The organism is Janthinobacterium sp. SUN100 (assembly GCF_030397705.1).
GTDB lineage: Bacteria > Pseudomonadota > Gammaproteobacteria > Burkholderiales > Burkholderiaceae_D > Janthinobacterium > Janthinobacterium kumbetense.
Genome location: NZ_JAPUBU010000003.1, coordinates 175,024 through 199,701, shown reverse-complemented (window position 1 = coordinate 199,701; position 24,678 = coordinate 175,024). Strand labels below are relative to the sequence as shown.

At 61.8% G+C, this 24,678-nt stretch carries 23 protein-coding genes; 17 read left to right on the top strand and 6 right to left on the bottom strand.

Annotated elements, in window-relative coordinates:
* Nucleotides 1–23 precede the first annotated feature (23 nt).
* Nucleotides 24–1,184: a DUF484 family protein gene (locus O0881_RS17390; RefSeq protein ID WP_289912357.1), complete on the top strand. Its 1,161-nt coding sequence runs from the start codon at nt 24–26 to the stop codon at nt 1,182–1,184.
* Here O0881_RS17390 and O0881_RS17385 read toward each other — a convergent pair whose 3' ends face one another.
* A complete protein-coding gene (locus O0881_RS17385; RefSeq protein ID WP_289905731.1) occupies nt 1,185–3,164 on the bottom strand; it encodes a monovalent cation:proton antiporter family protein in 1,980 nt (659 codons plus the stop codon).
* Between the two features lie 108 nt (nt 3,165–3,272).
* Between O0881_RS17385 and O0881_RS17380 the strand changes: the two genes are divergently transcribed.
* The 8 genes from O0881_RS17380 (at nt 3,273) to O0881_RS17345 (ending at nt 9,961) form a co-directional block, all read left to right on the top strand.
* Nucleotides 3,273–4,283: a KpsF/GutQ family sugar-phosphate isomerase gene (locus O0881_RS17380; protein ID WP_289912356.1), complete on the top strand. Its 1,011-nt coding sequence runs from the start codon at nt 3,273–3,275 to the stop codon at nt 4,281–4,283.
* Nucleotides 4,283–4,816, top strand: a complete 534-nt coding sequence (locus O0881_RS17375) for an HAD hydrolase family protein (RefSeq protein WP_289912355.1) — start codon at nt 4,283–4,285, stop codon at nt 4,814–4,816. Before O0881_RS17380 ends, O0881_RS17375 begins: the two co-directional genes overlap by 1 nt.
* 42 nt (nt 4,817–4,858) lie before the next feature.
* Nucleotides 4,859–5,470, top strand: a complete 612-nt coding sequence (lptC, locus tag O0881_RS17370) for an LPS export ABC transporter periplasmic protein LptC (RefSeq protein ID WP_289912354.1) — start codon at nt 4,859–4,861, stop codon at nt 5,468–5,470.
* A gap of 25 nt (nt 5,471–5,495) precedes the next feature.
* The gene (lptA, locus tag O0881_RS17365; protein WP_099665690.1) at nt 5,496–6,077 is read left to right on the top strand and encodes a lipopolysaccharide transport periplasmic protein LptA; all 582 of its coding nucleotides are present in this window, start codon (nt 5,496–5,498) and stop codon (nt 6,075–6,077) included.
* Nucleotides 6,077–6,832 (top strand): LPS export ABC transporter ATP-binding protein, encoded by a 756-nt coding sequence (gene lptB / locus O0881_RS17360; RefSeq protein ID WP_077398949.1) that lies wholly within the window; start codon nt 6,077–6,079, stop codon nt 6,830–6,832. The genes lptA and lptB overlap by 1 nt, the downstream gene beginning before the upstream one ends.
* Before the next feature lie 4 nt (nt 6,833–6,836).
* Nucleotides 6,837–8,315: an RNA polymerase factor sigma-54 gene (locus O0881_RS17355; protein ID WP_289912353.1), complete on the top strand. Its 1,479-nt coding sequence runs from the start codon at nt 6,837–6,839 to the stop codon at nt 8,313–8,315.
* A gap of 69 nt (nt 8,316–8,384) precedes the next feature.
* Nucleotides 8,385–8,747 carry a ribosome-associated translation inhibitor RaiA gene (raiA, locus tag O0881_RS17350; RefSeq protein WP_034778388.1) on the top strand — a complete coding sequence of 121 codons (363 nt, stop codon included), beginning with the start codon at nt 8,385–8,387 and terminating at the stop codon, nt 8,745–8,747.
* 128 nt (nt 8,748–8,875) lie between these two features.
* Nucleotides 8,876–9,961, top strand: a complete 1,086-nt coding sequence (locus O0881_RS17345) for an enoyl-CoA hydratase/isomerase family protein (RefSeq protein WP_289912352.1) — start codon at nt 8,876–8,878, stop codon at nt 9,959–9,961.
* Here the strand turns inward: O0881_RS17345 and rapZ are convergent, their stop codons facing one another.
* The 5 genes from rapZ to ilvA all read right to left on the bottom strand — a co-directional run bounded on the left by rapZ (nt 9,962) and on the right by ilvA (nt 15,294).
* Complete coding sequence (rapZ, locus tag O0881_RS17340; protein ID WP_099665687.1) at nt 9,962–10,825, bottom strand: RNase adapter RapZ; 864 nt, start codon at nt 10,823–10,825, stop codon at nt 9,962–9,964.
* 220 nt (nt 10,826–11,045) lie between these two features.
* A complete protein-coding gene (hprK, locus tag O0881_RS17335; protein ID WP_034753337.1) occupies nt 11,046–11,981 on the bottom strand; it encodes an HPr(Ser) kinase/phosphatase in 936 nt (311 codons plus the stop codon).
* Nucleotides 11,982–12,017: 36 nt separating this feature from the next.
* Entirely contained in the window at nt 12,018–12,500 is a 483-nt protein-coding gene (locus O0881_RS17330; protein WP_071079718.1) for a PTS sugar transporter subunit IIA, read from the bottom strand.
* Nucleotides 12,501–12,833: 333 nt separating this feature from the next.
* On the bottom strand, nt 12,834–13,676 hold the full coding sequence (queF, locus tag O0881_RS17325; RefSeq protein WP_289912351.1) for an NADPH-dependent 7-cyano-7-deazaguanine reductase QueF: 843 nt from the start codon (nt 13,674–13,676) through the stop codon (nt 12,834–12,836).
* A gap of 82 nt (nt 13,677–13,758) precedes the next feature.
* On the bottom strand, nt 13,759–15,294 hold the full coding sequence (ilvA, locus tag O0881_RS17320) for a threonine ammonia-lyase, biosynthetic (RefSeq protein ID WP_289912350.1): 1,536 nt from the start codon (nt 15,292–15,294) through the stop codon (nt 13,759–13,761).
* A 201-nt stretch (nt 15,295–15,495) separates the two neighbouring features.
* Between ilvA and O0881_RS17315 the strand changes: the two genes are divergently transcribed.
* From O0881_RS17315 to O0881_RS17280, 8 genes are all read left to right on the top strand, one after another.
* The gene (locus tag O0881_RS17315; RefSeq protein WP_077398959.1) at nt 15,496–15,987 is read left to right on the top strand and encodes a YqaA family protein; all 492 of its coding nucleotides are present in this window, start codon (nt 15,496–15,498) and stop codon (nt 15,985–15,987) included.
* A 269-nt stretch (nt 15,988–16,256) separates the two neighbouring features.
* Entirely contained in the window at nt 16,257–20,297 is a 4,041-nt protein-coding gene (locus O0881_RS17310; protein WP_289912349.1) for a DUF3683 domain-containing protein, read from the top strand.
* Entirely contained in the window at nt 20,297–20,746 is a 450-nt protein-coding gene (locus tag O0881_RS17305) for an HIT family protein (RefSeq protein WP_289912348.1), read from the top strand. The genes O0881_RS17310 and O0881_RS17305 overlap by 1 nt, the downstream gene beginning before the upstream one ends.
* A 9-nt stretch (nt 20,747–20,755) precedes the next feature.
* The gene (locus O0881_RS17300; RefSeq protein ID WP_289905722.1) at nt 20,756–21,208 is read left to right on the top strand and encodes a DUF971 domain-containing protein; all 453 of its coding nucleotides are present in this window, start codon (nt 20,756–20,758) and stop codon (nt 21,206–21,208) included.
* 95 nt (nt 21,209–21,303) lie between these two features.
* The gene (locus O0881_RS17295) at nt 21,304–21,648 is read left to right on the top strand and encodes a YciI family protein (protein WP_289912347.1); all 345 of its coding nucleotides are present in this window, start codon (nt 21,304–21,306) and stop codon (nt 21,646–21,648) included.
* Nucleotides 21,649–21,650: 2 nt separating this feature from the next.
* Nucleotides 21,651–22,892: a sigma-70 family RNA polymerase sigma factor gene (locus O0881_RS17290; protein WP_289912346.1), complete on the top strand. Its 1,242-nt coding sequence runs from the start codon at nt 21,651–21,653 to the stop codon at nt 22,890–22,892.
* Between the two features lie 29 nt (nt 22,893–22,921).
* A complete protein-coding gene (ubiE, locus tag O0881_RS17285; protein WP_034753359.1) occupies nt 22,922–23,656 on the top strand; it encodes a bifunctional demethylmenaquinone methyltransferase/2-methoxy-6-polyprenyl-1,4-benzoquinol methylase UbiE in 735 nt (244 codons plus the stop codon).
* A 42-nt stretch (nt 23,657–23,698) separates the two neighbouring features.
* Nucleotides 23,699–24,643 (top strand): Tim44-like domain-containing protein, encoded by a 945-nt coding sequence (locus O0881_RS17280; RefSeq protein WP_289912345.1) that lies wholly within the window; start codon nt 23,699–23,701, stop codon nt 24,641–24,643.
* The last annotated feature ends 35 nt before the right edge of the window (nt 24,644–24,678 follow it).

Here is a 24,678-nt window from a genome sequence, read left to right as displayed (position 1 = left end):
GCACAGAAGGGTTTAAGGTTTCTATGAATCAAGCAATACCGCCGGACCCGCGCATTGCCAGCCTCGAAGCCGAAAACCAGGCCTTGCGGGCGCGCATGGCTTTCCTGTTGGAACAGGTCGAGCGCAACCACGACATCATGTGTCGCCACCAGGCGTTTGACCTGGAAATCGTCGGCGCGTCCACGTTTCCCGAACTGATCGGCACCATTTTCCGCACCTTGCCCGTGATTTCCGACCTCGACGGCGTCACTTTGAGCCTGCTCGACGAGGATGACGATATCGTGCTGGTGATGGAAAAGCTGGGCGTCGATTTCAGCGCCTTCCCGCAGTTGCTATTCGTGCATGCCGTGGCGGAGCTGGGTTTTGCCCCGTCGGCGCCCGTGGCCGAGGGCGAAGCGGCCTTGCCGCCGCTGCCGCTGCTGGGCGCCTTCGATGCCGCCGTGCATGGCCCGCGTTTCCCGGGCATCGGCTCGCCCCTGCGCAGCGTGGCGCTGGTGCCCTTGCTGCGCAACAAGCGCCTGATTGGCAGCCTGAACCTGGCCAGCAGCGACGTGACGCGCTTTACGCCCGTGCTGGGCACGGATTTCATCAAGCACATGGCTTCCATCATCGCCATTTGCCTGGAAAACGTGATCAGCAATGAAATGCTGAAATACATCGGCTTGACCGATTCCTTGACGGGCGTCTACAACCGCCGTTATATCGACCGCCGGCTGCTGGAAGAAATCGCCCGCGCGCGGCGCCAGAATTATTGCATTTCATGCATGTATATCGATATCGACCATTTCAAGCTGGTCAATGACACCTATGGCCACCAGGGCGGCGATGAAGTGCTGCGCGAAGTGGCCACGCGCATCCGCACGGAATTGCGCCGCTCCGATGCGCTGGGCCGCTTCGGCGGCGAGGAATTCGTCGTGCTGCTGATCGACGCCGACCTCGACAGTGCGACGTTCGTTGCCGAACGCATCCGCGCCAGCATCGCCGGCACCATGTTCGACTTGCCGGGCAGCGCGCAAGCGTGGGTCAGCGTCTCGATCGGCGTGGCCAGCCTGGAAGCGGACGCGGCGCTGCTACCGATCGAAACGGTGGCGCAGCAGCTGGTGGCGCACGCCGACCAGGCCCTGTACCAGGCCAAGGCCGATGGCCGCAACAAGGTCATCAGCTGGCAGGCACAACCTAGCTAATTATTTCAATAGCAATGTTTCCGCCTTGGCCACGGCGTCGGCCGTGCCGCGCAGCACCACCACGTCACCGCTGGCCAGCTGCGTCTCGGGGGTGACGTCGAGGCGGCCGCGGCCGCGGCGGATGGCCGTGACAAACGCGCCGCAGCCGGCCACGTCGATCGCACTCAAGGGCAAGTCCACGCAGTGTGCGCCGTCGCTGACGGTGACCGTATGCAGGCGTTCCAGCTCGGCATCGTCGCCCGCGTCGCTGGAACCGTGGAAATAGCCGCGCAGCGAGGCATAGCGCTCCTCGCGCGCGGCCTGCACCCGGTGCACGACGCGGCGCAGGGGCACGCCCATCATGATCAGCGCGTGCGAAGCGAGCATCAGGCTGCCTTCCATCAATTCCGGCACTACTTCGGCCGCGCCCGCCTTCTTCAGCTGGTCGAGATCGGTATCGTCGTGGCTGCGCACGATGACGGGCAAGGTCGGTGCCATTTCGTTGAGTAAATGCAATAATTTCAGTGCCGAAGGCGTGTTGGCGTACGTGATTACCACGGCGCTGGCCCGGTAGATACCGGCCGCCACCAGGCTTTCGCGCCGGCCCGCGTCGCCATACGACACGTGGGCGCCGGCCAGCTGCGCTTCCTGTACCCGTTCCGGGTCCAGGTCCAGCGCGTGGTATTCGATCTTTTCTTCCGCCAGCAGGGTGGCCAGGCTTTGCCCGCTGCGTCCGAAGCCGGCAATCAGCACGTGTTTCTGTGACGCCATGGTGCGCGTGGCGATCTTCGTCAGCGCCAAGGATTGCATCATCCAGTCGTTGGCCGCCAGTTTCATGACGATGGCGTCGGACTTGGCGATGAGGAAGGGCGCCACCAGCATCGACAGCACCATCGACGCCAGCACCACCTGCACGACGAACGGATCCATCAGCTTGATGCCGCCGGCCAGGTTCAGCAGCACGAAGCCGAATTCGCCCGCCTGCGCCAGGCCCAGCCCCGTGCGCAAGGCCACGCCGTTGCTGGAGCCGAACAGCCGGGCCAGGCCCGCGATCAGGGCGAATTTCAGCAGCACGGGGCCGCACAGCAAGAGCAGCACGAGCCACCAGTTGTCGAGCACCACGCGGATATTGAGCAGCATGCCGACGGTGATGAAGAACAGGCCCAGCAGCACGTCGCGGAAGGGCTTGATATCCTCTTCCACCTGGTGCTTGAATTCCGTCTCGGAAATGAGCATGCCGGCAACAAAGGCCCCCAGGGCCAGCGACAATCCTGCCCGTTCCGTGATCCACGCCGCCCCCAGGGTAATCAGCAGCAGGTTGAGCATGAACAACTCTTGCGAGCGGCGCTTGGCGACGATGGTCAGCCAGCCGCGCACCATCTTCTGGCCGATGAACAGCAGCAAAATGAGCACGACCAGGGCCTTGCCGCCTGCCCAGGCCAGGGTTTCGGCCAGGTTGTCCGAATCGCGGGTGAGGGCGGGAATCAGGATCAGCAGGGGCACGACGGCCAGGTCCTGGAACAGCAGGATGCCGATGATCTTGCGGCCGTGTTCGCTTTCCAGTTCCAGCCGCTCCGTGAGCATTTTCGAGACGATGGCCGTCGACGACATGGCCAGCGCGCCGCCCAGGGCGAAGGCGGCTTGCCAGCTCAGGTGGATATAGGCGGACAGGTAGCGGGCGACAAACCAGCCGAAGACGACGGTGGCGATGATGGTGGTCACCACCTGCGCCATGCCGAGGCCGAAGACGATGCGCCGCATGGCGAGGAACTTGGGTAGAGAGAATTCTAGCCCGATGGAAAACATCAGGAAGACGACGCCGAACTCGGCCAAGGTGTGGCTGGCCTCGTTTTCCGCCGCCAGGCCCAGCGCGTGGGGGCCGATGACGATGCCGACGGCCAGGTAGCCCAGCATGGGCGGCAAATGCAACATTCTGAAAGCGACCACGCCCAGCACGGCGCTGCCGAGTAACATCAGGGTCAGTTCAAGCGAGGAAAACATGGGTTGCCCGGTACGGTCAATGGAAATCGTTGTTTGTTGTGACTGGCAAGTTTTTTGCTTTCCTAATTCGTTTATACTTTGGGCATGAGTGTAACCCATGAAAAAACAATGCTGAAAGCTTTTGATCGAATTGACATGCAAGCGACGACCGAGCGCGCTGTCGCGCTGGCCCGCACCACCTTGCAGATCGAGTCCGACGCCATCGTTGCGCTGCATGCGCGCCTGGCCACGGACGACAGCGTGGGCCGCGCCGTGGCGATGTTGCTGCAATGCAAAGGACGAGTCGTCGTCTCCGGCATCGGCAAGTCCGGCCATATCGCGCGCAAGATTGCCGCCACCCTCGCTTCCACCGGCACGCCGGCCCTGTTCGTGCATCCGGCCGAAGCGGCCCATGGCGACCTGGGCATGGTCACCTCGGACGATGCTTTTATTGCAATATCGTACTCCGGCGAATCATCGGAACTGATGGCCATCATGCCCGTCGTCAAGCGCATGGGCGGCGTGCTGATTTCCATGACGGGCAAGCCCAATTCGAGCCTGGCCCAGCTGGCCGACGTGCACCTGGATATTTCTGTTGAGAAAGAAGCCTGTCCGCTGAACCTGGCGCCGACGGCCAGCACCACCGTCACCCTGGCCCTGGGCGACGCGATCGCCGTGGCCTTGCTCGACTTGCGTGGCTTCAAGGAAGAAGATTTCGCCCGCTCGCACCCGGGCGGCGCCCTGGGCCGCCGTTTGCTCACGCACGTGCATGACGTCATGCGCAGCGGCGAACGCGTACCCAAGGTGCCCGTGGACGCTTCCTTGCTGCAGGCGCTGGAGGAAATGACGAAGAAGGGCATGGGCATGACGGCCGTCGTCGACGCGGACAACCGTCCCGTGGGCGTGTTTACGGATGGCGATCTGCGCCGCATGTTCGAGCGTGTGCAGGATTTCACGCAAGTGGCGATCCGCGACGTCATGCATGCGCAGCCGCGCAGCATCGCGCCCGAACGCCTGGCCGTCGACGCCGTGGCCGTGATGGAGCAGTTCCGCATCAACCAGATGCTGGTCGTCGATACCAACGGCAAGCTGGTGGGCGCGCTGCATATCCATGATCTGACGCAAGCGAAGGTGATCTGATGGACAGCGTGGCGGACAACCTGGCACGGGCGGCCAAGGTCAAACTGATGATCTTTGACGTCGATGGCGTGCTCACCGACGGCAGCCTGCATTTCGGCCCGGACGGCGAGATGATGAAAACGTTTAATGTGTATGATGGCCTGGGCATCAAGCTGCTGCAGGAATCGGGCGTGCAGACGGCCATCATCAGCGCGCGCCGCTCGGCCATCACGGCGCGCCGCGCGCAAGACCTGGGCATTACCCATGTGCACCAGGGCGGCCACGACAAGCTGACGCCGTTTCGCGAATTGCTGGCGCTGACGGGCTTGACGGAAGAGCAATGCGGCTATATCGGCGACGACGTCATCGACGCGCCCATCCTGAAACGCGTGGGCTTTGCCGTCAGCGTGCCGGGCGGACGCCCGGAAGTGCAGGGCATGGCCCACCATGTGACGCAGGCCGGCGGCGGCCGCGGCGCGGTGCGCGAGATCTGCGAATTCCTGCTGCGCGCCCAGGACAACTATGCGCGCGTCATGGCGCCGTTCCTGGAGTGAGGCGCGCCGCCTCGCCAGTGACCTTTGAAAGAGTGAAGCCCTATGCGTAAGCCAGGAGGCGCCCATCGCTGGCGCATGATTTTTACCGTGCTGGGCGCGGTTGTCGTCGCGCTGGGCAGCTTTTGGCTGCTCGAGGTGATGAACAAGAATGGCCAGGACATCACGGCCAGCAAGCATCTGGATGAGCCCGACTATTTCATCACCAATTTCAGCATGGTGCGCATGGACTTGACGGGCAAGCCCAGCTATATCGTGTCGGGCACCAAGCTCACGCATTATCCGCTGGACGACTCGTCCGATATCGACCAGCCCTTCGTGCGCAAGCTCACGCCAGGCATGCCGCCGATGAACATGAATGCGGAATTGGCGCATATCGACCAGGACAATACCCGGCTGCAACTGCACCGCAAGGTCGTGATCGACCGCGTGGCCAGTCCGAAGGCGCAGAACCTGACGGTCAAGACGGAAGCGCTGACGGTGTTCCCGGACGAGGAAAGAATGGAAACGGACGTGCCTGTCGATATCCTGACGGGCGCCTCGCGCATCAATGGCATCGGCATGAAGGCGAATAACGCCACCGGCGTGGTGGAAGTGCAGAATGCGCTGCGCATGGTCCTCCCGCCGAAACCGCGCCCGGCCGCGGCGGCAAAATGACAGAATGAAACAAGGAAACTATACTATGAAGAACATCTTGCTGTTGACCGTATTTTCGCTGGCCATCATGGGCGTGGCGCATGCCGAGAAGGCCGATTCCGAGAAGGAAGCCGTCATCACGGCACGCAGCGGCCACGTCGATGACGTCAAGCAGGTGCGCACCCTGACGGGCGACGTCGTGCTGGTCAAGGGCACCCTGACCATGAAGGCGGGCCGGGCCCTGATCACGGAAGACCCGCAAGGCTACCAGTTCATCACCTTCTGGGCCGATCCCGGCAAGCTTGCGACCTTCCGCCAGAAGCGCGATGGCGCGGGCGACCTGTGGGTCGAAGGCGAGGCGGAGCGCGTGGAATACGACAACAAGACGGAAGTGGTGAAACTGTTTTCCAGAGCCAAGCTGACGCGCCTGGAAGGCGCGAAAGTCACCGATGTGGCCAATGGCGCTTTCATCTCGTATGACAGCCGCAAGGAAGAATTTGCGATGGAAAATTCCAACAGCGGCACCAGCACCGCCGATGGCGGCAGCGTGCGCATGGTGATCCAGCCGAAGACCAAGGCGCCGGCAGCGGAGAAAGCGCCGGCCACGCCCGCGCCAGGAAAGAAATAATGGAAAATACACGTTGCGGCAGCACCCTGATCGTTCGCGGGCTGCAAAAAACCTATGGCAAGCGGCAAGTCGTGCATGATGTTTCGCTGCAAGTCGAATGCGGCGAAGTGGTGGGCTTGCTGGGCCCGAACGGCGCCGGCAAGACCACCTCGTTCTACATGATCGTCGGCCTGGTGCCGTCCGATGGCGGCAGCATCGATATCAGCGGCGTGGATATCTCCAGCCTGCCGATCCACCGCCGCGCGCAGATGGGCCTGTCCTACCTGCCGCAGGAAGCGTCCGTCTTCCGCAAGCTGACGGTGGAAGACAATATCCGCGCCGTGCTGGAAATCCAGACCGTCGAAGGCCGTCCGCTGACGAAGGCCGAGATCGAGGAGCGGCTGGATAAATTGCTGGCCGACTTGCAGATTGAAAAGCTGCGCGAGAACCAGGCGCTGTCCCTGTCCGGTGGCGAACGCCGCCGCGTGGAAATCGCCCGCGCGCTGGCCACCGATCCCCGTTTCGTGCTGCTCGACGAGCCGTTCGCCGGCGTCGATCCGATCGCCGTGATCGAGATCCAGCGCATTGTGCGTTTCTTGAAGGAGCGCAATATCGGCGTGCTGATTACCGATCATAATGTGCGTGAGACGCTGGGTATTTGCGACCGCGCCTACATCATCAACCAGGGCTCGGTGCTGGCGTCGGGACGCCCCGACGACATCATTGCGAACGAGTCGGTACGCCGGGTCTATCTGGGCGAACACTTCCGCATGTAAGCCAATGAAACAATCATTGCAGCTGCGCACTTCGCAGCACCTGGCACTGACGCCGCAGTTGCAGCAATCGATACGCCTGTTGCAATTGTCTACCCTGGAATTGCACCAGGAACTCGAGCAATTGCTGACGGACAATCCCTTGCTCGAACGCCTCGATGATCCGCTCGACCGTTCGCTGCGCCTGCTGTCCGACGGGGCCTTGAGCTCCACGGCCGCACCGGCCGAAGCGCCGCCCCAGCCGCCAGGCCAGGAGGCGCCCGCAGCGCCGGCCGAAGCGGAAGCGTTTGACGGCGAGGGGGGCGACAGCCCGGCCGCCGCGGATGGCGGCGACAGCGACTGGAGTGAGGCGAGCCGGGGCAAGGCGCCCGACGACGACGATTCGCGTCCGCAATTGGAGGCCCATCACTGCACCCTGCGCGAACACCTGATGGAGCAGATGCGCGTGACGGTGCTCGAATTGCGCGACCGCGCACTGGTCGAGCTGATCATCGACGCGCTCGACGACAATGGCTACCTGGAAGAGTCGCTCGACGACATCCTGGCGCGCCTGCCGGAAGAGCTGGAAATCGACGCCGACGAGATGCGCACGGCCTTGTCGCTGCTGCAAAGTTTCGATCCGCCGGGCGTGGGCGCGCGCAACGCGTCCGAATGCCTGGCCCTGCAAATCAAGCGCTTGCCACACATCGCCATGGTGACGCGGCGCATGGCCCTCGTCATCGTGGAAAAGCACCTGGCCTGGTTTGCCCAGCGCGATTTCAACAAGCTGAAAAAAGCCCTCGATTGCGACGATGAAGACTTGCGCGAAGCGCAGACGGTGATTCGCCAGTGCAATCCGCATCCGGGCGCCGTGTTCGCCTCGGACGTGTCCGATTACGTGGTGCCCGACGTCGTCGTCAAGCGCGCGCGCAATGGCTGGCAAGTGACCCTGAACAACGACGTCATGCCGCGCCTGCGCGTCAACGCCATGTACGCCAACTTGCTCAAGCAAGGCAAGGGGGAGGGCGCCATGGGCGCACAGTTGCAGGAGGCCAAGTGGCTGATCAAGAACATGCGCCAGCGCTTCGACACGATCCTGCGCGTGGCACAGGCGATAGTAGAAAGACAAAAGAACTTTTTCTCGCATGGGGCCGTTGCCATGCGCCCCCTTGTGCTCCGTGAAATAGCTGATACACTGGGTTTACACGAGAGTACTATCTCGCGGGTAACAACTCAAAAGTACATGCTGACCCCGCACGGCATGTTCGAGTTGAAATATTTCTTTGGTAGCCACGTCGCCACCGAAGCGGGGGGCGAAGCGTCATCGACGGCGATACGGGCATTGATCGTGCAACTGACAGGAGCAGAAGACCCTAAAAATCCTTTATCCGACAGTAAGATTGCGGACATGCTGGGGGAACAAGGCATGGTGATTGCGCGACGTACTGTTGCCAAATACCGGGAAGCATTAAAAATTCCGCCAGTGAGCCTGCGTAAGTGTTTGTAAGTTTTTTTCGGTTCCTCTGCGGGCCGGATAGGATGGACCGCACGAACCCGATCATCTTTAGGAGTGTGTATGAATCTCACCATCAGCGGACATCATCTCGAAGTGACACCAGCCATCCGTGAATACGTACAAACGAAGCTGGAGCGCGTGAAACGTCATTTCGATCAAGTCATCGATATCGCCGTGATTCTGACCGTGGATAACCTCAAAGAGAAAGAAAAACGTCAAAAGGCTGAAGTCAACCTGCGTTTGAGCGGCAAGACTGTCTATGTGGAAAGCTTGGCGCACGACCTGTACGCCGCGATCGATACGCTGATCGACAAGCTCGATAGGCAAGTGATGAAATACAAAACCAAAGTGCAAGGGCACGGTAAAGAGGCGATCAAGCATCTGCCAGACAACTCCGAGGAAGAAGCCGTCGTCGCCGTCTAAGGCCACCCGCTTCCAGCAGTTGTGATCAATTAAGGGCGCACATTGCGCCCTTTTTTGCGCCCAGCGGAACGCAATGTTCCCCGCGCAGGCATTAGAATATTCGCACTTTCACTTCTTTCCTGCCTGCCATGAGCGACTTCGTCCAGACTTCCATCCGCAACCGCACCGGGCACATCGTGCTCGACCGTCCGAAAGCCTTGAATTCCCTGTCGCTGGAGATGGTGCGCGCCCTGAGCGCGGCCCTGCTGGCCTGGCGCGACGATCCGCAGGTGGACGCCGTCGTGATCCGCTCCAGCAGCGACAAGGCCCTGTGCGCCGGCGGCGACATCCGTTTCTTTTACGATGCGGGCCTGGCCACGCCGCAAGGCGGCAGCGCCCTGCTGGAAGATTTCTTCACAGAAGAATATGCTTTAAATCATTTAATTCATTTCTACCCGAAACCGTATATCGCCGTGATGGATGGCGTGGTGATGGGCGGCGGCATGGGCGTGGCGCAAGCCGGGCCCGGCAACCGCTTGCGCATCGTGACGGGCCGCACGCGCATGGCCATGCCGGAAGTCAATATCGGCCTGTTTCCGGACGTGGGCGGCAGTTATTTCCTGTCCCGCCTGGCCGGCCAGCTGGGCCTGTACCTGGGCTTGACGGGCTTGACGATCAACGCGGCCGACGCCCTGTACACGGGCCTGGCCGATGTCTACCTGCCCGAAGCGCAGATGGGGGCGCTGCTGGACCTGTTTGAATCGACGCCGGGCGAGGCCTTGCCTGTGGCCATCAAGGCGCTGGCGGCGCCATTCCAGGCCGAGGCGGGGGTATCCCCCCTGGCCACGGCGCGCGCGGCGCTGGACCGCCATTTCAGCGCCGGCTCCGTGGCGGCCATCATGGCCTCGCTGGCGCAGGACGACAGTGCGTTCGCCACCAAGGCGCTGGCGGCCATGCGCCTGCGTTCGCCCTTGATGATGTCGGTGACCCTGGAATTGCTGCAGCGGGGCACCCACCTGGGCGTGGCCGATTGCCTGCGCCTGGAGCGCACAGTCGTGCGCCACAATTTCGAACATGGCGAAGTGCTCGAGGGCGTGCGCGCGCTGGTGGTCGACAAGGATAATGCGCCCCGCTGGAATCCCGCCAGCCTGGACGAAGTCGACGCGGCCATGGTGGCGCGCTTCTTTGCGCCCGTCTGGCCGGCTGCGGCGCATCCGCTGCGCCACCTCGATTAACTAGCTGCGCTCGCGGTGGCGTAGAACCACGCGCTCGTTGGGTCCGAAATATTGCGCCAGCCGCTCCGCCATGTACACGGAGCGGTGCTGGCCGCCCGTGCAGCCGAGGGCTACCGTCAGGTAGCTGCGGTTGTCGGACTTGAATGACGGCAACCATTTCTCGATGAAGGCGCGGATGTCGGCCAGCAGTTCCAGCGCGCTGGGCTGCGCGTCGAGGAAGGCGATCACGGGCGCGTCGCGGCCGTCGAGGGGGCGCAAGGCCAGGTCGTAATAGGGATTCGGCAAGGCCCGCACGTCGAAGACGAAATCGGCGTCCAGCGGCACGCCCAGCTTGAAGGCGAACGATTCGAAGAACAGGGTCAGCGGCGCGCGTTCGGAGGCGACGATATCCTTGATCCAGGCACGCAGCTTGTTGGCGCTCAGTTCCGACGTGTCGATCACATGGCCCAGCTGTTCGATGGTCGAGAGGCGTTCGCGCTCTTCCGAAATGCACTCGATCAGGGTGCGGCGGCTGGCCGGATTCTGGTTCGGACGCAATTCGTGCGACAGCGGATGGCTGCGCCGCGTTTCCGAGAAGCGCGCCACCAGCGAATGCGTGGTGGCTGTCAGGAACATGACCTTGACGTCGTGCCCCTGGTCGCGCAGCAGGGCCACATTGTGCGGCAGGCTGGTCAGCGACTCGGCGCTGCGCGCATCGACGGCGACGGCCAGTTGCGGTGTACCTTCGTCGAGCAGGGTCTGCACCAGGCTGGGCAGCAAGGCCGGTGGCAGGTTGTCGACACAATAGTAACCGGTATCTTCCAGCACATTGAGCGCGACGGATTTACCGGAGCCGGATATTCCGGTGATAAGGACGATATGCATAACCCGATCATACAATAAAGGCCGGCGCTCCGCTCCCAAGGCAACTATCTTTACAAATTATTGCAATTTCGACTGTAGTATTGGTTAAACAAAAGAGGGCGTGCTTCTTGCAGATTAATCCCCGCTAATTGCCAATCTCTGGTGTAGCAGGGAATTCACGCAGCACTGCTGCGTGCCTGCACAACGGTTCGCCCTTGCAAGGGCGAACTCCTTGGCAACGCTAGTCGCCGCTCATTGCCAAACGTTGCCGTTCCATGAACTCCTGCAAGGTATCGATGCCGCGCAGTTGCAAAATCGTATTGCGCACGGCCGCTTCCAGCAGTACGGCGATGTTGCGGCCGGCGGCGACGGGGATGACGACCTTGCGCACGGGCAAGCCCAGCACGTCTTCCGTGGGGAACAGGAAAGGCAGTCGCTCGACTTCTTCTTCCAGCGCGTTGCGGCGCACGAGGTGCACGATCAGCTTCAAACGCATCTTGCGGCGCACGGCCGTTTCGCCAAAGATGGCCTTGATATCGAGCAAGCCCAGTCCCCGCACTTCCAGCAGGTTTTGCAGCAGGGGCGGGCAGCGGCCTTCGATCATATTGGGCGCGATGCGGGAGAATTCGACGGCGTCGTCGGCCACCAGGCCGTGGCTGCGCGAGATCAGCTCCAGCCCCAGCTCGCTCTTGCCCAGGCCCGAGTCGCCCGTGATCAGCACGCCCACGCCCAGCACGTCCATGAACACGCCATGCATGATGATGCGCTGCGCCAGTTTTTTCGACAGGTAGACGCGCAGGAAGTCGATCACTTGCGCGGCCGGCAGCGGGGTGGAGAACAGGGGAATGTTTTGTTCGTCGCAGATGGCGAGGATGTCGGGCGGCGTTTCCAGCCCTTGGGCGATGATCAGCGCGGGCGGGCCGCCGGCGATCAGTTCGCCGATCACGTGGGTGCGCGTGTTGACCTTCAGGCGTTGGTAGTAATTGATTTCCTGGTGGCCGAAGACCTGGATGCGGCCCGGATGGATCAGGTTCAAGTGGCCCACCTGGTCGGCGGCCGACGAGACGTCGCCCGAGATCAGGCGCTCGCCGCCGGGGAAGCCGGCGAACCAGCCCAGTTGCAGACTTTCACGATTATCGTCGTACAGGCGTTGTATCGTCAGCGGCGTTTGCAACATGGCAGTCTTCTTCAGGAGTGGAGGAATACCTGAAGTTTAACCCGCCGCTTGCAGACTGGGTTGCCAATTGACGATGCGCGAATGCACGGATTTCGGTTCCGGATCCGTGGCCAATGCCGTGCGGAAGGCGTCGTCGGAAAACATTTCGGCGATTTCCGACAGGATTTCCAGATGTTGCTGGGTGACATGATCTGGAATCAGCAGGAAAAACAGCAGATTGACGGGCTTGCCATCGGGCGATTCGAATGGAATCGGCTCGGCCAGGCGCACGAAGGCGCCCAGGGGCGCTTTCAAGGTTTTGCTGCCCTTGACCCTGCCATGCGGCACGGCCACGCCATGACCCAGTCCGGTCGAGCCCAGGCGTTCGCGGGCAAACAGATTGTCCGAGACGGTAGAGCGGGCGATGCCGTAATTGTTTTCGAAGATCAGGCCGGCTTGCTCGAAGGCGCGCTTTTTACTGGAGACTTCCAGGTCCAGCAGGACGTTTTCGAGGGATAGTATTTTGCTAAGATTAGTCATGACACTCAATGAAATGGTGCAATGCGCAGAGGGCTTGCGAGCCGAATTATAGGCCTGTTTCGGCGGCCTGTAACGCCAATTCTCAACAGTATACGCCCGCTGCGGGCGCAGTGGGCGCTACAGCCCACGTGGTCATCATTTTAGCAAAAAAATAACATCGGCGTGTATCGGCTATTTCTTGATTAAAAACACGCGGTGCGCCGGTTTTTCCGCCGCCGAATGCCGATTTTCCGATTTTTCAGCGTCTTTGACATGCTCTGCGGCACTACTGCAACGTTGTTTTAAAACACAGCCAACATTCCTGTTGGCATGGTTGCGGAGTGTTGTTTGGCGTTACTGGCGCGCATTGCGCAGATTGCCCGGCATCGCCCCGGTGCTGAAGTTGCTGCGCCAGGGATTGATGTCGAGGCCGCCGCGGCGCGTGTAGCGCGCATACACGGACAGTTTTTGCGGCTTGCACTGACGCAAGATATCGACAAAGATGCGCTCCACGCATTGTTCGTGGAATTCGTTGTGCTCGCGGAAACCGATCAGGTAGCGCAACAGGCTTTCCTGGTCGATCTGCGGTCCCGCGTACTCGATCTGCACGCTGCCCCAGTCGGGCTGGCCCGTCACCAGGCAATTCGATTTGAGCAAATGCGAGACGAGTTTTTCTTCCACCGGCGCTTCATCGAGCGCCGCCTTCAGGAGCAGCGGCGAGGGCGTATATTGCGTGATTTCCAGGTCCAGGCGGTCGAGCAGCACGCCGTCGAATTCGCCCATTTTCAGCTTGCCGAAATCGTCCTGCAAGGTCAGCTCCACTTGCACGGGCGCGCCGAAGCCCTTCGATAAATCCTGCTTGAGCAGGGCCAGCAACGCATCCGGGCTGTCCAGCCTGGTTTGGTTGAACGAATTTAAATAGAGCTTGAACGACTTCGATTCGATGATGTTCGGCGAATCGGCCGGCGCGCTGACCTTGGCAATGGCCACTTGCGGCTTGCCGCGCTGGTTCAGCCACGACAGCTCATAGGCATTCCAGATATCGAGGCCGAAGAACGGTAATGTGCCGTGCAATTCCAGCTCGTCGCGCTTGCCCTGGCGCGGAATGGAAAACAGCAGTTCCGGCGCGTAATCGGTGCGGTAGGCGGAGCTTTTGCCCAGCGGGGATTGTTCGGCGAGGTCGTTGGTGGTGGTCATGGTCGTGTGGCGTGAATTCAGTCAAGCACGCATGGTAGCCTAATTCTCCCGACGGCGAGTAGCCGCCGCCGGGAGGTGATGCTTACCCCAGGAACAGCTTATAGACGGGATTGCTGCTTTCATCCCAGTAACGGTAGCCCAGGGTATCGAGGAAGCGGGCGAATTCTCCCATTTCATCGGGCGGCACTTGCAGGCCGATCAGGATGCGGCCCACGTCGCCGCCCTGGCTGCGGTAGTGACATAGGGAAATATTCCAGTTCGGCGCCATGCTGTCGAGGAAGCGCATCAGGGCGCCCGGGCGCTCCGGGAACTCGAAGCGGTACAGCAGCTCGTCCTGCGCCAGCCGGCTCTTGCCGCCCACCAGGTGGCGGATGTGCGACTTGGCCAGCTCGTCGTGGGTCAGGTCCAGGGTCTTGAATTCGTGTTCCTCGAAAGTCTTCGCCAGCACGCTTGATTCATGTCGGTCGGCAATTTGAATGCCGACGAACACGTGCGCGGCTTTTTCATCGCTGATGCGGTAGTTAAATTCCGTCACGTTGCGCGCGCCGATGAGCGAGCAGAAACGCTTGAAACTGCCCCGCTGTTCGCGCATGGTGACGGCAAACACGGCTTCGCGGAATTCGCCCAGTTCGGCCCGTTCCGCGACAAAGCGCAAACGGTCGAAATTCATGTTCGCGCCGCTGGCGATGGTGACCAGGGTTTCATTGTTGACAGGGTGCTTGGTCAAGCTGGCCCGTTCCACATACGCCTTGGCGCCGGCGATGGCCAGCGCGCCGGACGGCTCCAGGATGCTGCGCGTATCCGTAAACACGTCCTTGATGGCGGCGCAGATGGCGTCCGTGTCGACGGTGATGATTTCATCGACATACGCCTGCACCAGGCGGAAGGTTTCCTCGCCGGCCAGGCGCACGGCCGTGCCGTCGGCAAACAGGCCCACGTCGGTCAGGGTCACGCGCTCGCCTGCTTTCAGCGAACGGGCCATGGCGTTCGAATCGACGCTTTGCACGCCGATGATCTTGATGTCGGGACGAATCTGTTTCACATAGGCAGCAATGCCGGCGATCAAGCCGCCGCCGCCGATGGGCGCGAAGATGGCGTGGATGGGGCCGGCGTGCTGGCGCAGGATTTCCATGCCGATCGTGCCCTGGCCGGCGATCACGTCCGGATCGTCGAACGGGTGCACGAAGGTCAGCTTCTGTTCCTTTTCCAGGGTCAGCGCATGGTTGTAGGCATCCGTGTACGACTCGCCGTGCAGCACCACTTCCACGTGCACGCCGCCGCGTCCCTTGACCGCCTCGACCTTCACCAGCGGCGTGGTGGTCGGCATGACGATGACGGCGCGGCAACCCATGCGCGCGGCCGACAGGGCCACGCCCTGGGCGTGGTTGCCGGCCGAGGCGCAAATCACGCCCCGTTTACGGTCCGCTTCGCTCAGCTTGGACATCTTGTTGTAGGCGCCACGAATCTTGAAACTGAACACGCTTTGCATGTCTTCGCGCTTGAAGTAAATCTGGTTGTTCAGGCGCTGCGACAGGGCAGGGGCCAGTTCCAGCGGCGTTTCGGTAGCGACGTCATAGACGCGGGCGGTCAGGATTTTCTTGAGGTAGTCGATGTTCATAGTCTGCAAGCAAGTGATTCTGGGCCAGAAAGGGTCTGGAGCGTGTCGGGCGATAGCGGCGGCGCCGCGGCGGATAGCCTGGCGACAATAATGCTCTGTGGAACTGCGGGCGGGTAGGCCTGTGCCGGCCGGCGCGGATTGTGCGGCGCGCAAGCTGCTCTTCATTATAATGGAGAGCCTTACTGCATCGCGAAGTGTTCCATGATCGAATCCGCAATCGCCTGGCTGCTGCAGCTGATCGCAGCACCGGAAGTCGGGCTGACATCGGTCTTTCTGATCAGCTTTATTTCCGCCACCCTCTTGCCGCTCGGCTCGGAACCGGCCGTGTTTGCCGTCATCAAGGCCAACCCCGCGTTGTTCTGGGCCACCATCGGCGTCGCCACCCTGGGCAACACCCTGGGCGGCGTCGTCGACTACTGGATGGGCTACCGGGCCAAGCAGGCGTTTGCCAAGGAACGCGACACGCGCTGGTTCCGCTGGCTGGCCCGCTATGGCGCCAAGACCATGCTGCTGGCCTGGCTGCCCATCGTGGGCGACCCGCTGTGCACCCTGGCCGGCTGGCTCAAGCTGCCGTTCTGGCCCAGCGTGGCCTACATGGCCGTCGGCAAGTGCGCGCGCTACCTGACCATGACGGGCTTGCTGCTGTATGTGCCCGATGGCGTATGGCACCGGATTGGACAAATGCTGGCGTAAAGTGGGCGCAAACGGGGCGTAATGCAACGCCGTTTTGCCCCATTTTTGGGCAGTTCGATAGTTTGCAGCAGACTCTGATTCTTGGCATTTTTGCGTCGAAAAATGATTAAAGCTGGTTTTTTATTCATGCAAAATAGGGCTTTTCCGTATTTGCTATGGTGACGGATGCGGTGCTTAAACCTTGGGCGGCATAAGGCTGTTCCCGCATGGTGCGGCGCAATAAGATAAAATGGGCCTTTAGGGTCCAGTCCACATCGTCACCACACTCCATGAACGCTCCCGCACATATCCAAGCTTTACTGGCAGAAACGCCGAATGGTCCCGCAGCAAGCCGCCTGCGCGAAATCCCGTATAACTACACGTCGTTTTCCGATCGCGAGATCGTCATACGCCTGTTGGGGGAGGACTCCTGGCGCCTGCTCGACGAGCTGCGCGGCGCCCGCCAGACGGGCCGTTCGGCCCGCATGCTGTACGAGGTGCTGGGCGACATCTGGGTCGTGCGCCGCAATCCCTACCTGCAGGATGACTTGCTCGACAATCCGAAGCGCCGCCAGGGCTTGATCGATGCCTTGCATCACCGCCTGGCCGAAGTCGACAAGCGCCGCCTGTCCATCGACGCAGCCGGCGGCGACGTGGCCGCCAGTGGCGAATCGCCCGAAGTGGCGCAAGCGCGCAGCGCCAATGTGGAGCTGCTGCTGAAAGCGGCCAGCAAGGCCGTGGCCGACTTTGGCGACGAATTCCGCAAGACCTACGACTTGCGCAAGCGCACGGTCAAGGTGCTGGGACGCTATACGGAAAAGCATAATGTGCGCTTCGACGGCATGACGCGCGTGTCGCACGTGACGGACGCCACCGACTGGCGCGTGGAATACCCGTTCGTCGTGCTCACGCCCGACACGGAAGAGGAAATGGCCGGCCTGGTGAAGGGCTGTATCGAGCTGGGGCTGACCATCATCCCGCGCGGCGGCGGCACCGGCTACACGGGCGGTGCGATTCCCCTGACGCCGATGTCGGCCGTCATCAACACGGAAAAACTCATCACCCTGGGCGCCGTGGAAATGACGGTCTTGCCGGGCCTCACGCACGAATACGCGACCATCAATTCGGGCGCCGGCGTGATCACGAATAAAGTGTCGGAAGCGGCGGAAAAGGCTGGTTTCGTGTTTGCCGTCGACCCGACGTCGGCGCACGCCTCTTGCATTGGCGGCAACGTCGCCATGAATGCGGGCGGCAAGAAAGCCGTGCTGTGGGGTACGGCGCTGGACAACCTGGCCTCGTGGCGCATGGTCGACCCGAACGGCGACTGGCTCGACGTCACGCGCCTCGACCATAACCTGGGCAAGATCCACGATATCGCACTGGCACGTTTCCAACTGGAATGGCGTCACCCGAGCACGCGCGACGCCACGAAACCGAACGCGCCGTTCAAGACGGAAATCCTGGAAATTCCTGGCCGCAAGTTCCGCAAGGAAGGCCTGGGCAAGGACGTCACCGATAAATTCCTCGCCGGCTTGCCGGGCATCCAGAAGGAAGGCTGCGACGGCCTGATCACGTCGGCGCGCTGGATTCTGCACAAGATGCCGAAGTTCGCCCGCACCGTCTGCCTGGAATTCTTCGGCCAGGCGCGCGACGCGATCCCGTCGATCGTGGAAATCAAGGATTACCTCGACGGCTTGCCGGCGAAAGGCGAGCAATACACGACCATCCGCCTGGCGGGCCTGGAACACCTGGACGAGCGCTACCTGCGCGCCGTCGGTTACGCCACCAAGTCGAAGCGGGGCGTGCTGCCGAAGATGGCCCTGTTCGGCGACATCGTCGGCGACGATGAAAATGCTGTCGCGCAAGCGGCGTCGGAAGTGGTGCGCATCGCCAACACCCGCGTGGGCGAAGGCTTTGTCGCCGTCAGTCCGGAAGCGCGCAAGAAATTCTGGCTCGACCGTGCTCGCACGGCGGCGATCGCCAAGCACACGAATGCGTTCAAGATCAATGAAGATGTCGTGATCCCGCTCAATCGCATGGGTGAATACACGGATGGTATCGAACGCATCAATATCGAGTTGTCGATCAAGAATAAACTGCAATTGGCCGAGGCCCTCAGCGAATTCTTTGGCAAGGGTAATTTGCCAGTAGGCAAGAGCGACGATGCGTCCGACGACCGGGTCGACGATGCGGAAATGCTGGGCGACCGCGCCGAGCAGGCGCAGCAGCTGTTGGCGCAAGTGACGAGCCGTTGGACCTATCTGCTGGCCCAGCTGGACCGTCCGTTGGCGGACGTGAAGGGTGAATTGGCCGAACTGGGCATGGAGCGCTTGCTGCCCGTGTTCGATGCGCGCCTGGAAACGCAGCCGGACGCCACCCTGTTCGACGTGGTGCAGGACCGCACCGTGCGCATTACCTGGAAGCAAGAGATCCGCGCCCAGCTGCGCCAGATCTTCAACGGCGCCGCGTTCAAACTGATTTTGGACGAGGCGACGGCCATCCACGCGCGCATCTTGCGTAGCCGCGTATTCGTCGCGCTGCACATGCATGCGGGCGATGGCAACGTGCACACGAACTTGCCCGTCAACTCGGACAATTACGAAATGCTGCAGGACGCCCACGAAGCCGTGGGCCGCATCATGATCCTGGCCCGCTCGCTCAATGGCGTGATTTCCGGCGAACACGGTATCGGCATCACCAAGCTGGAATTCCTGACGGAAGAAGAGATCGGCGAATTCCGCAGCTACAAGCAGCGCATCGATCCGGAAGGCCGTTTCAACAAGGGTAAATTGCTGAACCTGCCGGGCATGGGCGCCGACTTGCGCAATGCCTACACGCCATCGTTCGGCCTGATGGGGCATGAGTCCTTGATCATGCAGCAAAGCGATATCGGCGCCATCGCCGACAGCGTCAAGGATTGCTTGCGTTGCGGCAAGTGCAAACCCGTGTGCTCGACCCACGTGCCGCGCGCCAACTTGCTGTATTCGCCGCGCGACAAGATCTTGGCGACCTCGTCCCTGATCGAAGCCTTCCTGTACGAAGAACAGACGCGCCGCGGTATTTCCATCAAGCATTGGGAAGAGTTCGAGGACGTGGCCGACCACTGCACGGTCTGCCATAAATGCGTGACGCCTTGCCCCGTCAACATCGACTTTGGCGATGTGTCGATGAACATGCGCAATTTGCTGCGCAAGATGGACAAGAAGAGCTTCAATCCGGGCACCAAGGCCACGATGATGTTCCTCAACGCCACCGATCCCGTGACCATCAACGCCACGCGCAAGGTCATGATCGGCTGGGGTTACAAGGCGCAGCGCCTGGGCCATGACTTGCTGAAGAAATTTGCCAAGAAGCAAACCAAAGCGCCGCCGCCATCGACGGGCAAGCCGCCCGTCAAGGCGCAGGTGATTCATTTTATTAACAAAAAGATGCCGGGCAACCTGCCGAAGAAATCGGCACGCGCGCTGCTCGATATCGAAGACGATAAAGTCATCCCGATCATCCGCAATCCGAAGACGACGACGGCCGATACGGAAGCCGTGTTCTACTTCCCAGGTTGCGGTTCGGAACGTTTGTTCTCGCAAGTGGGCCTGGCTACGCAAGCGATGCTGTGGGAAGTGGGCGTACAGACGGTCTTGCCGCCGGGCTATTTGTGCTGCGGTTATCCGCAACGGGGCGCGGGCGAGTTCGACAAGGCCGAGAAGATGATGACGGATAACCGCGTCCTGTTCCACCGCATGGCCAATACGCTCAATTACCTGGACATCAAGACGGTGCTCGTGTCGTGCGGCACTTGCTACGACCAGCTGGCCACGTATCAGTTTGAAAAGATTTTCCCCGGCTGCCGCATCATGGATATCCATGAGTATTTGCTGGAGAAAAACGTCAAGCTGGAAGGCGTCAACGGCACCCGTTATATGTACCACGAGCCATGCCACAATCCGATGAAGCTGCAGGAATCGGGCAAGACCATCAATTCCCTGATCAGCACGGTAGACAACGTGAAGATCGAGAAGAATGACCGTTGCTGCGGCGAATCGGGTTCGCTGGCCGTCACGCGCCCGGACATCTCCACGCAAGTGCGTTTCCGCAAGGAAGAAGAGATGGTCAAGGGCGCCGACAAGCTGCGCGGCGACGGTTTCACGGGCGACGTCAAAATCCTCACCAGCTGCCCGTCGTGCCTGCAAGGCTTGTCGCGCTACAATGACGATTCGGGCACGACGGCCGATTACATCGTCGTCGAAATCGCCAAACACTTGCTGGGAGAGAACTGGATGCCGGATTATGTGAAACGCGCCAATGACGGCGGCATCGAACGGGTGCTCGTGTGATGTCCGCGAGTTGCGATCTGTGCAACTTGTTGGACGGCTATGCCAACAAGCAGGGTCTGGAGGCCTTGCTGTGGCGCAGCGAGCGCCTGTCCGTCGTGGCCGTCGACGATCCTGCCTATCCCGGCTTTTGCCGCGTGATCTGGAACAAGCACGTGAAGGAAATGACGGACTTGACGCCCGGCGAGCGCAATTACGTCATGGAAGTCGTGTGGCAAGTCGAACTGGCCGTGCGGGAAGTGATGCAGCCGGAAAAGGTGAATGTCGCCAGTTTCGGCAACATGACGCCGCACGTGCACTGGCACGTGATTCCCCGCTACCGCGACGACGCGCATTTCCCGAACCCCAGCTGGGCGGTGATCCAGCGCGAAACGGCGCCCGAGGTGCTGGCCGCGCGCCGCGCCCTGCTGCCGGCCTTGCGCGACGCCATCCTTCAACGTTTATCCGCATAAAGTATTGTCATGACTGAAAAAGCAGCAACACCCCAACCCACCGGCTTGACCGTGCACAACCAGTCGCGCGTGCTCGACGTGGCGTTCGACGACGGCAGCGAATTTGCCTTGCCGTTCGAATACCTGCGTGTGTACTCGCCGTCGGCCGAAGTGCAGGGCCATGGCAAGGGCCAGGAAACCTTGCAATTAGGTAAGCGCCTGGTCGGTATCACGGGTCTGGAGCCGGTCGGTAACTACGCCGTGCAGCCCACCTTCAGCGATGGCCACAATTCCGGCCTGTACACCTGGGCCTATCTGTACAAGCTGGGCGCCGAGCAAGCGACCCTGTGGCAGGATTACCTGGATCGCCTGGCAGCCGCCGGCTACCCGGGCGACAGCGGCCGCGATGCCAAGGCGGACATGACGGTCAAGCAATCTTCCGGCGGTCATGTTCATGGACCCAGTTGCGGTCATAAGCATTAATTAAAAATAATGCGGTAATCTTGTCGGATTGCCGCCGCCCCGTTCGTCGTATGGATGCCCGCGCTTGCGGGCATTTTTCTTTTGGAGAAGAGACTATGGAATACATGATCCTGATCTACGCCGACGAGGCGCGCTATGCCGCCATGGAGGAGGGCCAGATGGCCAGCCTGATGGCCGACTTTGCCCGCTATACGCAGGACCTGGAGGCGGCGGGCGTGATGCGCGGCGGCGCCGAGCTGGCGCCTGTGCGCAGCGCCACCAGCGTGCGTGTGCAAAACGGCAAGCCTGTCATCACGGATGGGCCGTTCGCGGAAACCAAGGAGCAGCTGGGCGGCTATTACCTGCTGGACTGCGCCCACCTGGACGAGGCGCTGGCCTGGGCCGCGCGTTGTCCGGCGGCTTCCCTGGGCACCATCGAAGTGCGGCCTGTCACGGCATAAACATGGCCGGTGACGCCATTGCGGCCGTCGAACACGTCTTTCGCCAGGAAAAGGGCAGGGTGCTGGCCGGCCTGATGCGGCGTTTCGGCGACCTGGGCCTGGCGGAAGATGTGTTGCAGGAGGCGTGCCGCAAGGCGCTGGAACTGTGGCCGCAGGCGGGCATCCCGTCCAATCCCGCGGCCTGGCTCAGCTCGGTGGCGCGCAACGCGGGCCTCGATCACGTGCGCCGCGCGGGCAAGAGCGTCAGCGAGGCCGAGGCCGTGCTGTCCTGCCTGCCGGCCGCCATGCTTGATGAAACGCAAGCCATCGAGGACGACCGCCTGCGCCTGCTGTTCATCTGCTGCCATCCCGCGCTGGCGCCCGAGGCGCAGGTGGCGCTGGCCTTGCGCACCCTGTGTGGCCTGTCCACGGGCGAGATCGCGCGCGCCTTCGGCTTGGCGGAAGCGGCCCTGTCGCAGCGGCTATTGCGCGCCAGGCGCAAGATCGCCGAAGCGCGCATCCCTTTCGAGTTGCCGCCGGCCCAGGATTGGCCGCAACGGCTGGCGCAAGTGCAGCATGTCATTTATCTGGTGTTTAGCGAAGGCTATTGCGCCAGCGGCGGCGATAGCCTGCTGCGCGCCGACCTGTGCGCGGAAGCGCTGCGCCTGGGGCGGCTGCTCGACAGCCTGCAGCCCGGCCAGCCGGAAGTACAGGGGCTATTGGCCTTGCTGCTGCTGCAGGCGTCGCGCGGCCCGGCCCGCCTCTCGCCCGAAGGCCAGTTGTTGACCCTGGAAGAGCAGGACCGGCGCCTGTGGCAGGGCGACCTGATTGCCGAAGGGCTGGCCGTGTTGGAGCAAGCCTTGCCGGCGCGCACGCCGGGCCCATACCAGTTGCAGGCGGCCATTGCCGCCTTGCACGCCAAGGCCGTCACGGCCAGCCAGACGGACTGGCGCCAGATCAGCGCCCTGTATGGCGCCTTGTTGCGGCACAAACCGGAACCCTTGATTTTGCTCAATGCCGTGATCGCCTGCGCGATGGCGCATGGCGCAGAGCACGGCCTGGCGTGGCTTGAACGCCTGGAAGCCGTGCCCAGCCTTGCCAATTCGCATTATCTGCACGCGGCCCGGGCCAACTTGCTGCGCCGCCAGGGCGACCGGCGGGGGGCGCTGGCGGCATATGCCCGGGCGGCCATGCTGGCCGCGAATGCGGTGGAAAGGCAATACCTTCTCCGGCGTCACGGGGAAATGCGCCTGCCGCTTGTATAATGCTCCCAAGTTCAAACAGACTGCCTACCATGACCAATACGACCCATTTCGGATACAAAACAGTTGCAGAAGACGACAAAGTGCGCGAAGTCGCCAAGGTGTTCCATTCCGTCGCTGCCAAATACGACGTGATGAATGACTTGATGTCGGGCGGGCTGCACCGTCTGTGGAAGACGTTTACCATTGCCAACGCGGGCGTGCGCCCCGGTTTCAAGGTGCTCGACATCGCCGGCGGCACGGGCGACCTGTCGAAGGCATTCGCCAAGCAGGCGGGCCCTACCGGCGAAGTCTGGTTGACCGATATCAATGAATCGATGTTGCGCGTAGGCCGCGACCGCCTCTTGAATCGCGGCTTGCTCACCCCCACCTTGTTGTGTGACGCGGAAAAACTGCCATTCCCCGACAATTATTTCGACCGGGTCAGCGTGGCCTTTGGCTTGCGCAACATGACGCACAAGGATGTGGCGCTGGCGGAAATGCGCCGCGTATTGAAACCGGGCGGCAAGCTGTTGGTGCTGGAGTTTTCCAAGGTGGCGGCGCCCCTGCAAAAGCCGTACGACCTGTATTCGTTCTCGGTCTTGCCGTGGTTCGGACAGAAAATCGCCGGCGATGCGGAAAGCTATCGCTACCTGGCAGAATCGATCCGCATGCATCCGGACCAGGAAACGCTGAAGACCATGATGGAAACGGCGGGCCTGGAGCGCGTGCAGTACTACAATTTGACGGCAGGCATTGCGGCTTTGCATACCGGCATCAAGATGTAACTCAAGCTGTAACTCACCAAGCCGGTGATTTTAGGAGATGGAATGAAATTGAAGAAATTTATGGTCGGCATGATGCTGGCCGCGACCACGGTATCCATGCTGGGCGAGGCGCTGGCCCGTCCCATGGGCGGTGGCCGTTCGTTTGGCCGCCAGTCGCAAAACGTGGGCCGCCAGGCGCCTGCGCCGGCACCAACCCCGGCGCCGGCCGCCGCGCCACGCCAGGCACAACCTGCGCCAGCCCCCGCACCGGCCCCTGCCGCCAAGGCACCGAGCCGCTGGAAGGGCTTGCTGGGCGGCGCCTTGCTGGGCCTGGGCCTGGGCGCGTTGCTGTCGCACTTTGGCCTGGGCGGCGCCCTGGCCAGCATGATCAGCACCCTGCTGATGGTGGCCTTGCTGGCCGGCGTGGCGTTCTTCATCTACCGCATGGTACGTGGCAAACGCGACAACAATGCAGGCGGCAATGCGCCGTTCGCCGGTTTTGGCGGCAACCAGCCTGCGCCAGCGGGCAACGTGCCTGACATCGGTTCGCGCATCCCGCCGCTGCCGCCGCTGCAACCCGTCTCGTCCGGCGTAGGCCTGGATAAGCCGGTCCCGGCTGCCGCGCCATGGGGCGTACCAAGCGACTTCGACAAGGACGCCTTCCTGCGCCACGCGAAAAGCAATTTCATTCGCCTGCAAGCGGCCTGGGACAAGGCGGACGTCAACGATATCCGCGAATTCACGTCGCCGGAAGTGTATGCGGAACTGCGCATGCAAATCCAGGAACGGGGCGCGCAGCCAGACTTTACGGATGTCGTCACCATCGATGCCGAACTGCTGGGAATCGAAACGAGCGTCAACGACTACCTGGCCAGCGTGAAGTTTACGGGCCTGATCCGTTCGGCGCCGGGCGCCGCAGCGGAACCGTTCGCGGAAGTGTGGAATATGTCGAAACCCGTCAGCGGCAATAGCGGCTGGGTTCTGGCAGGCATCCAGCAATTGAATTAATTGTAAAAACTTGCTGAATAATGGCTTAAGTCCAT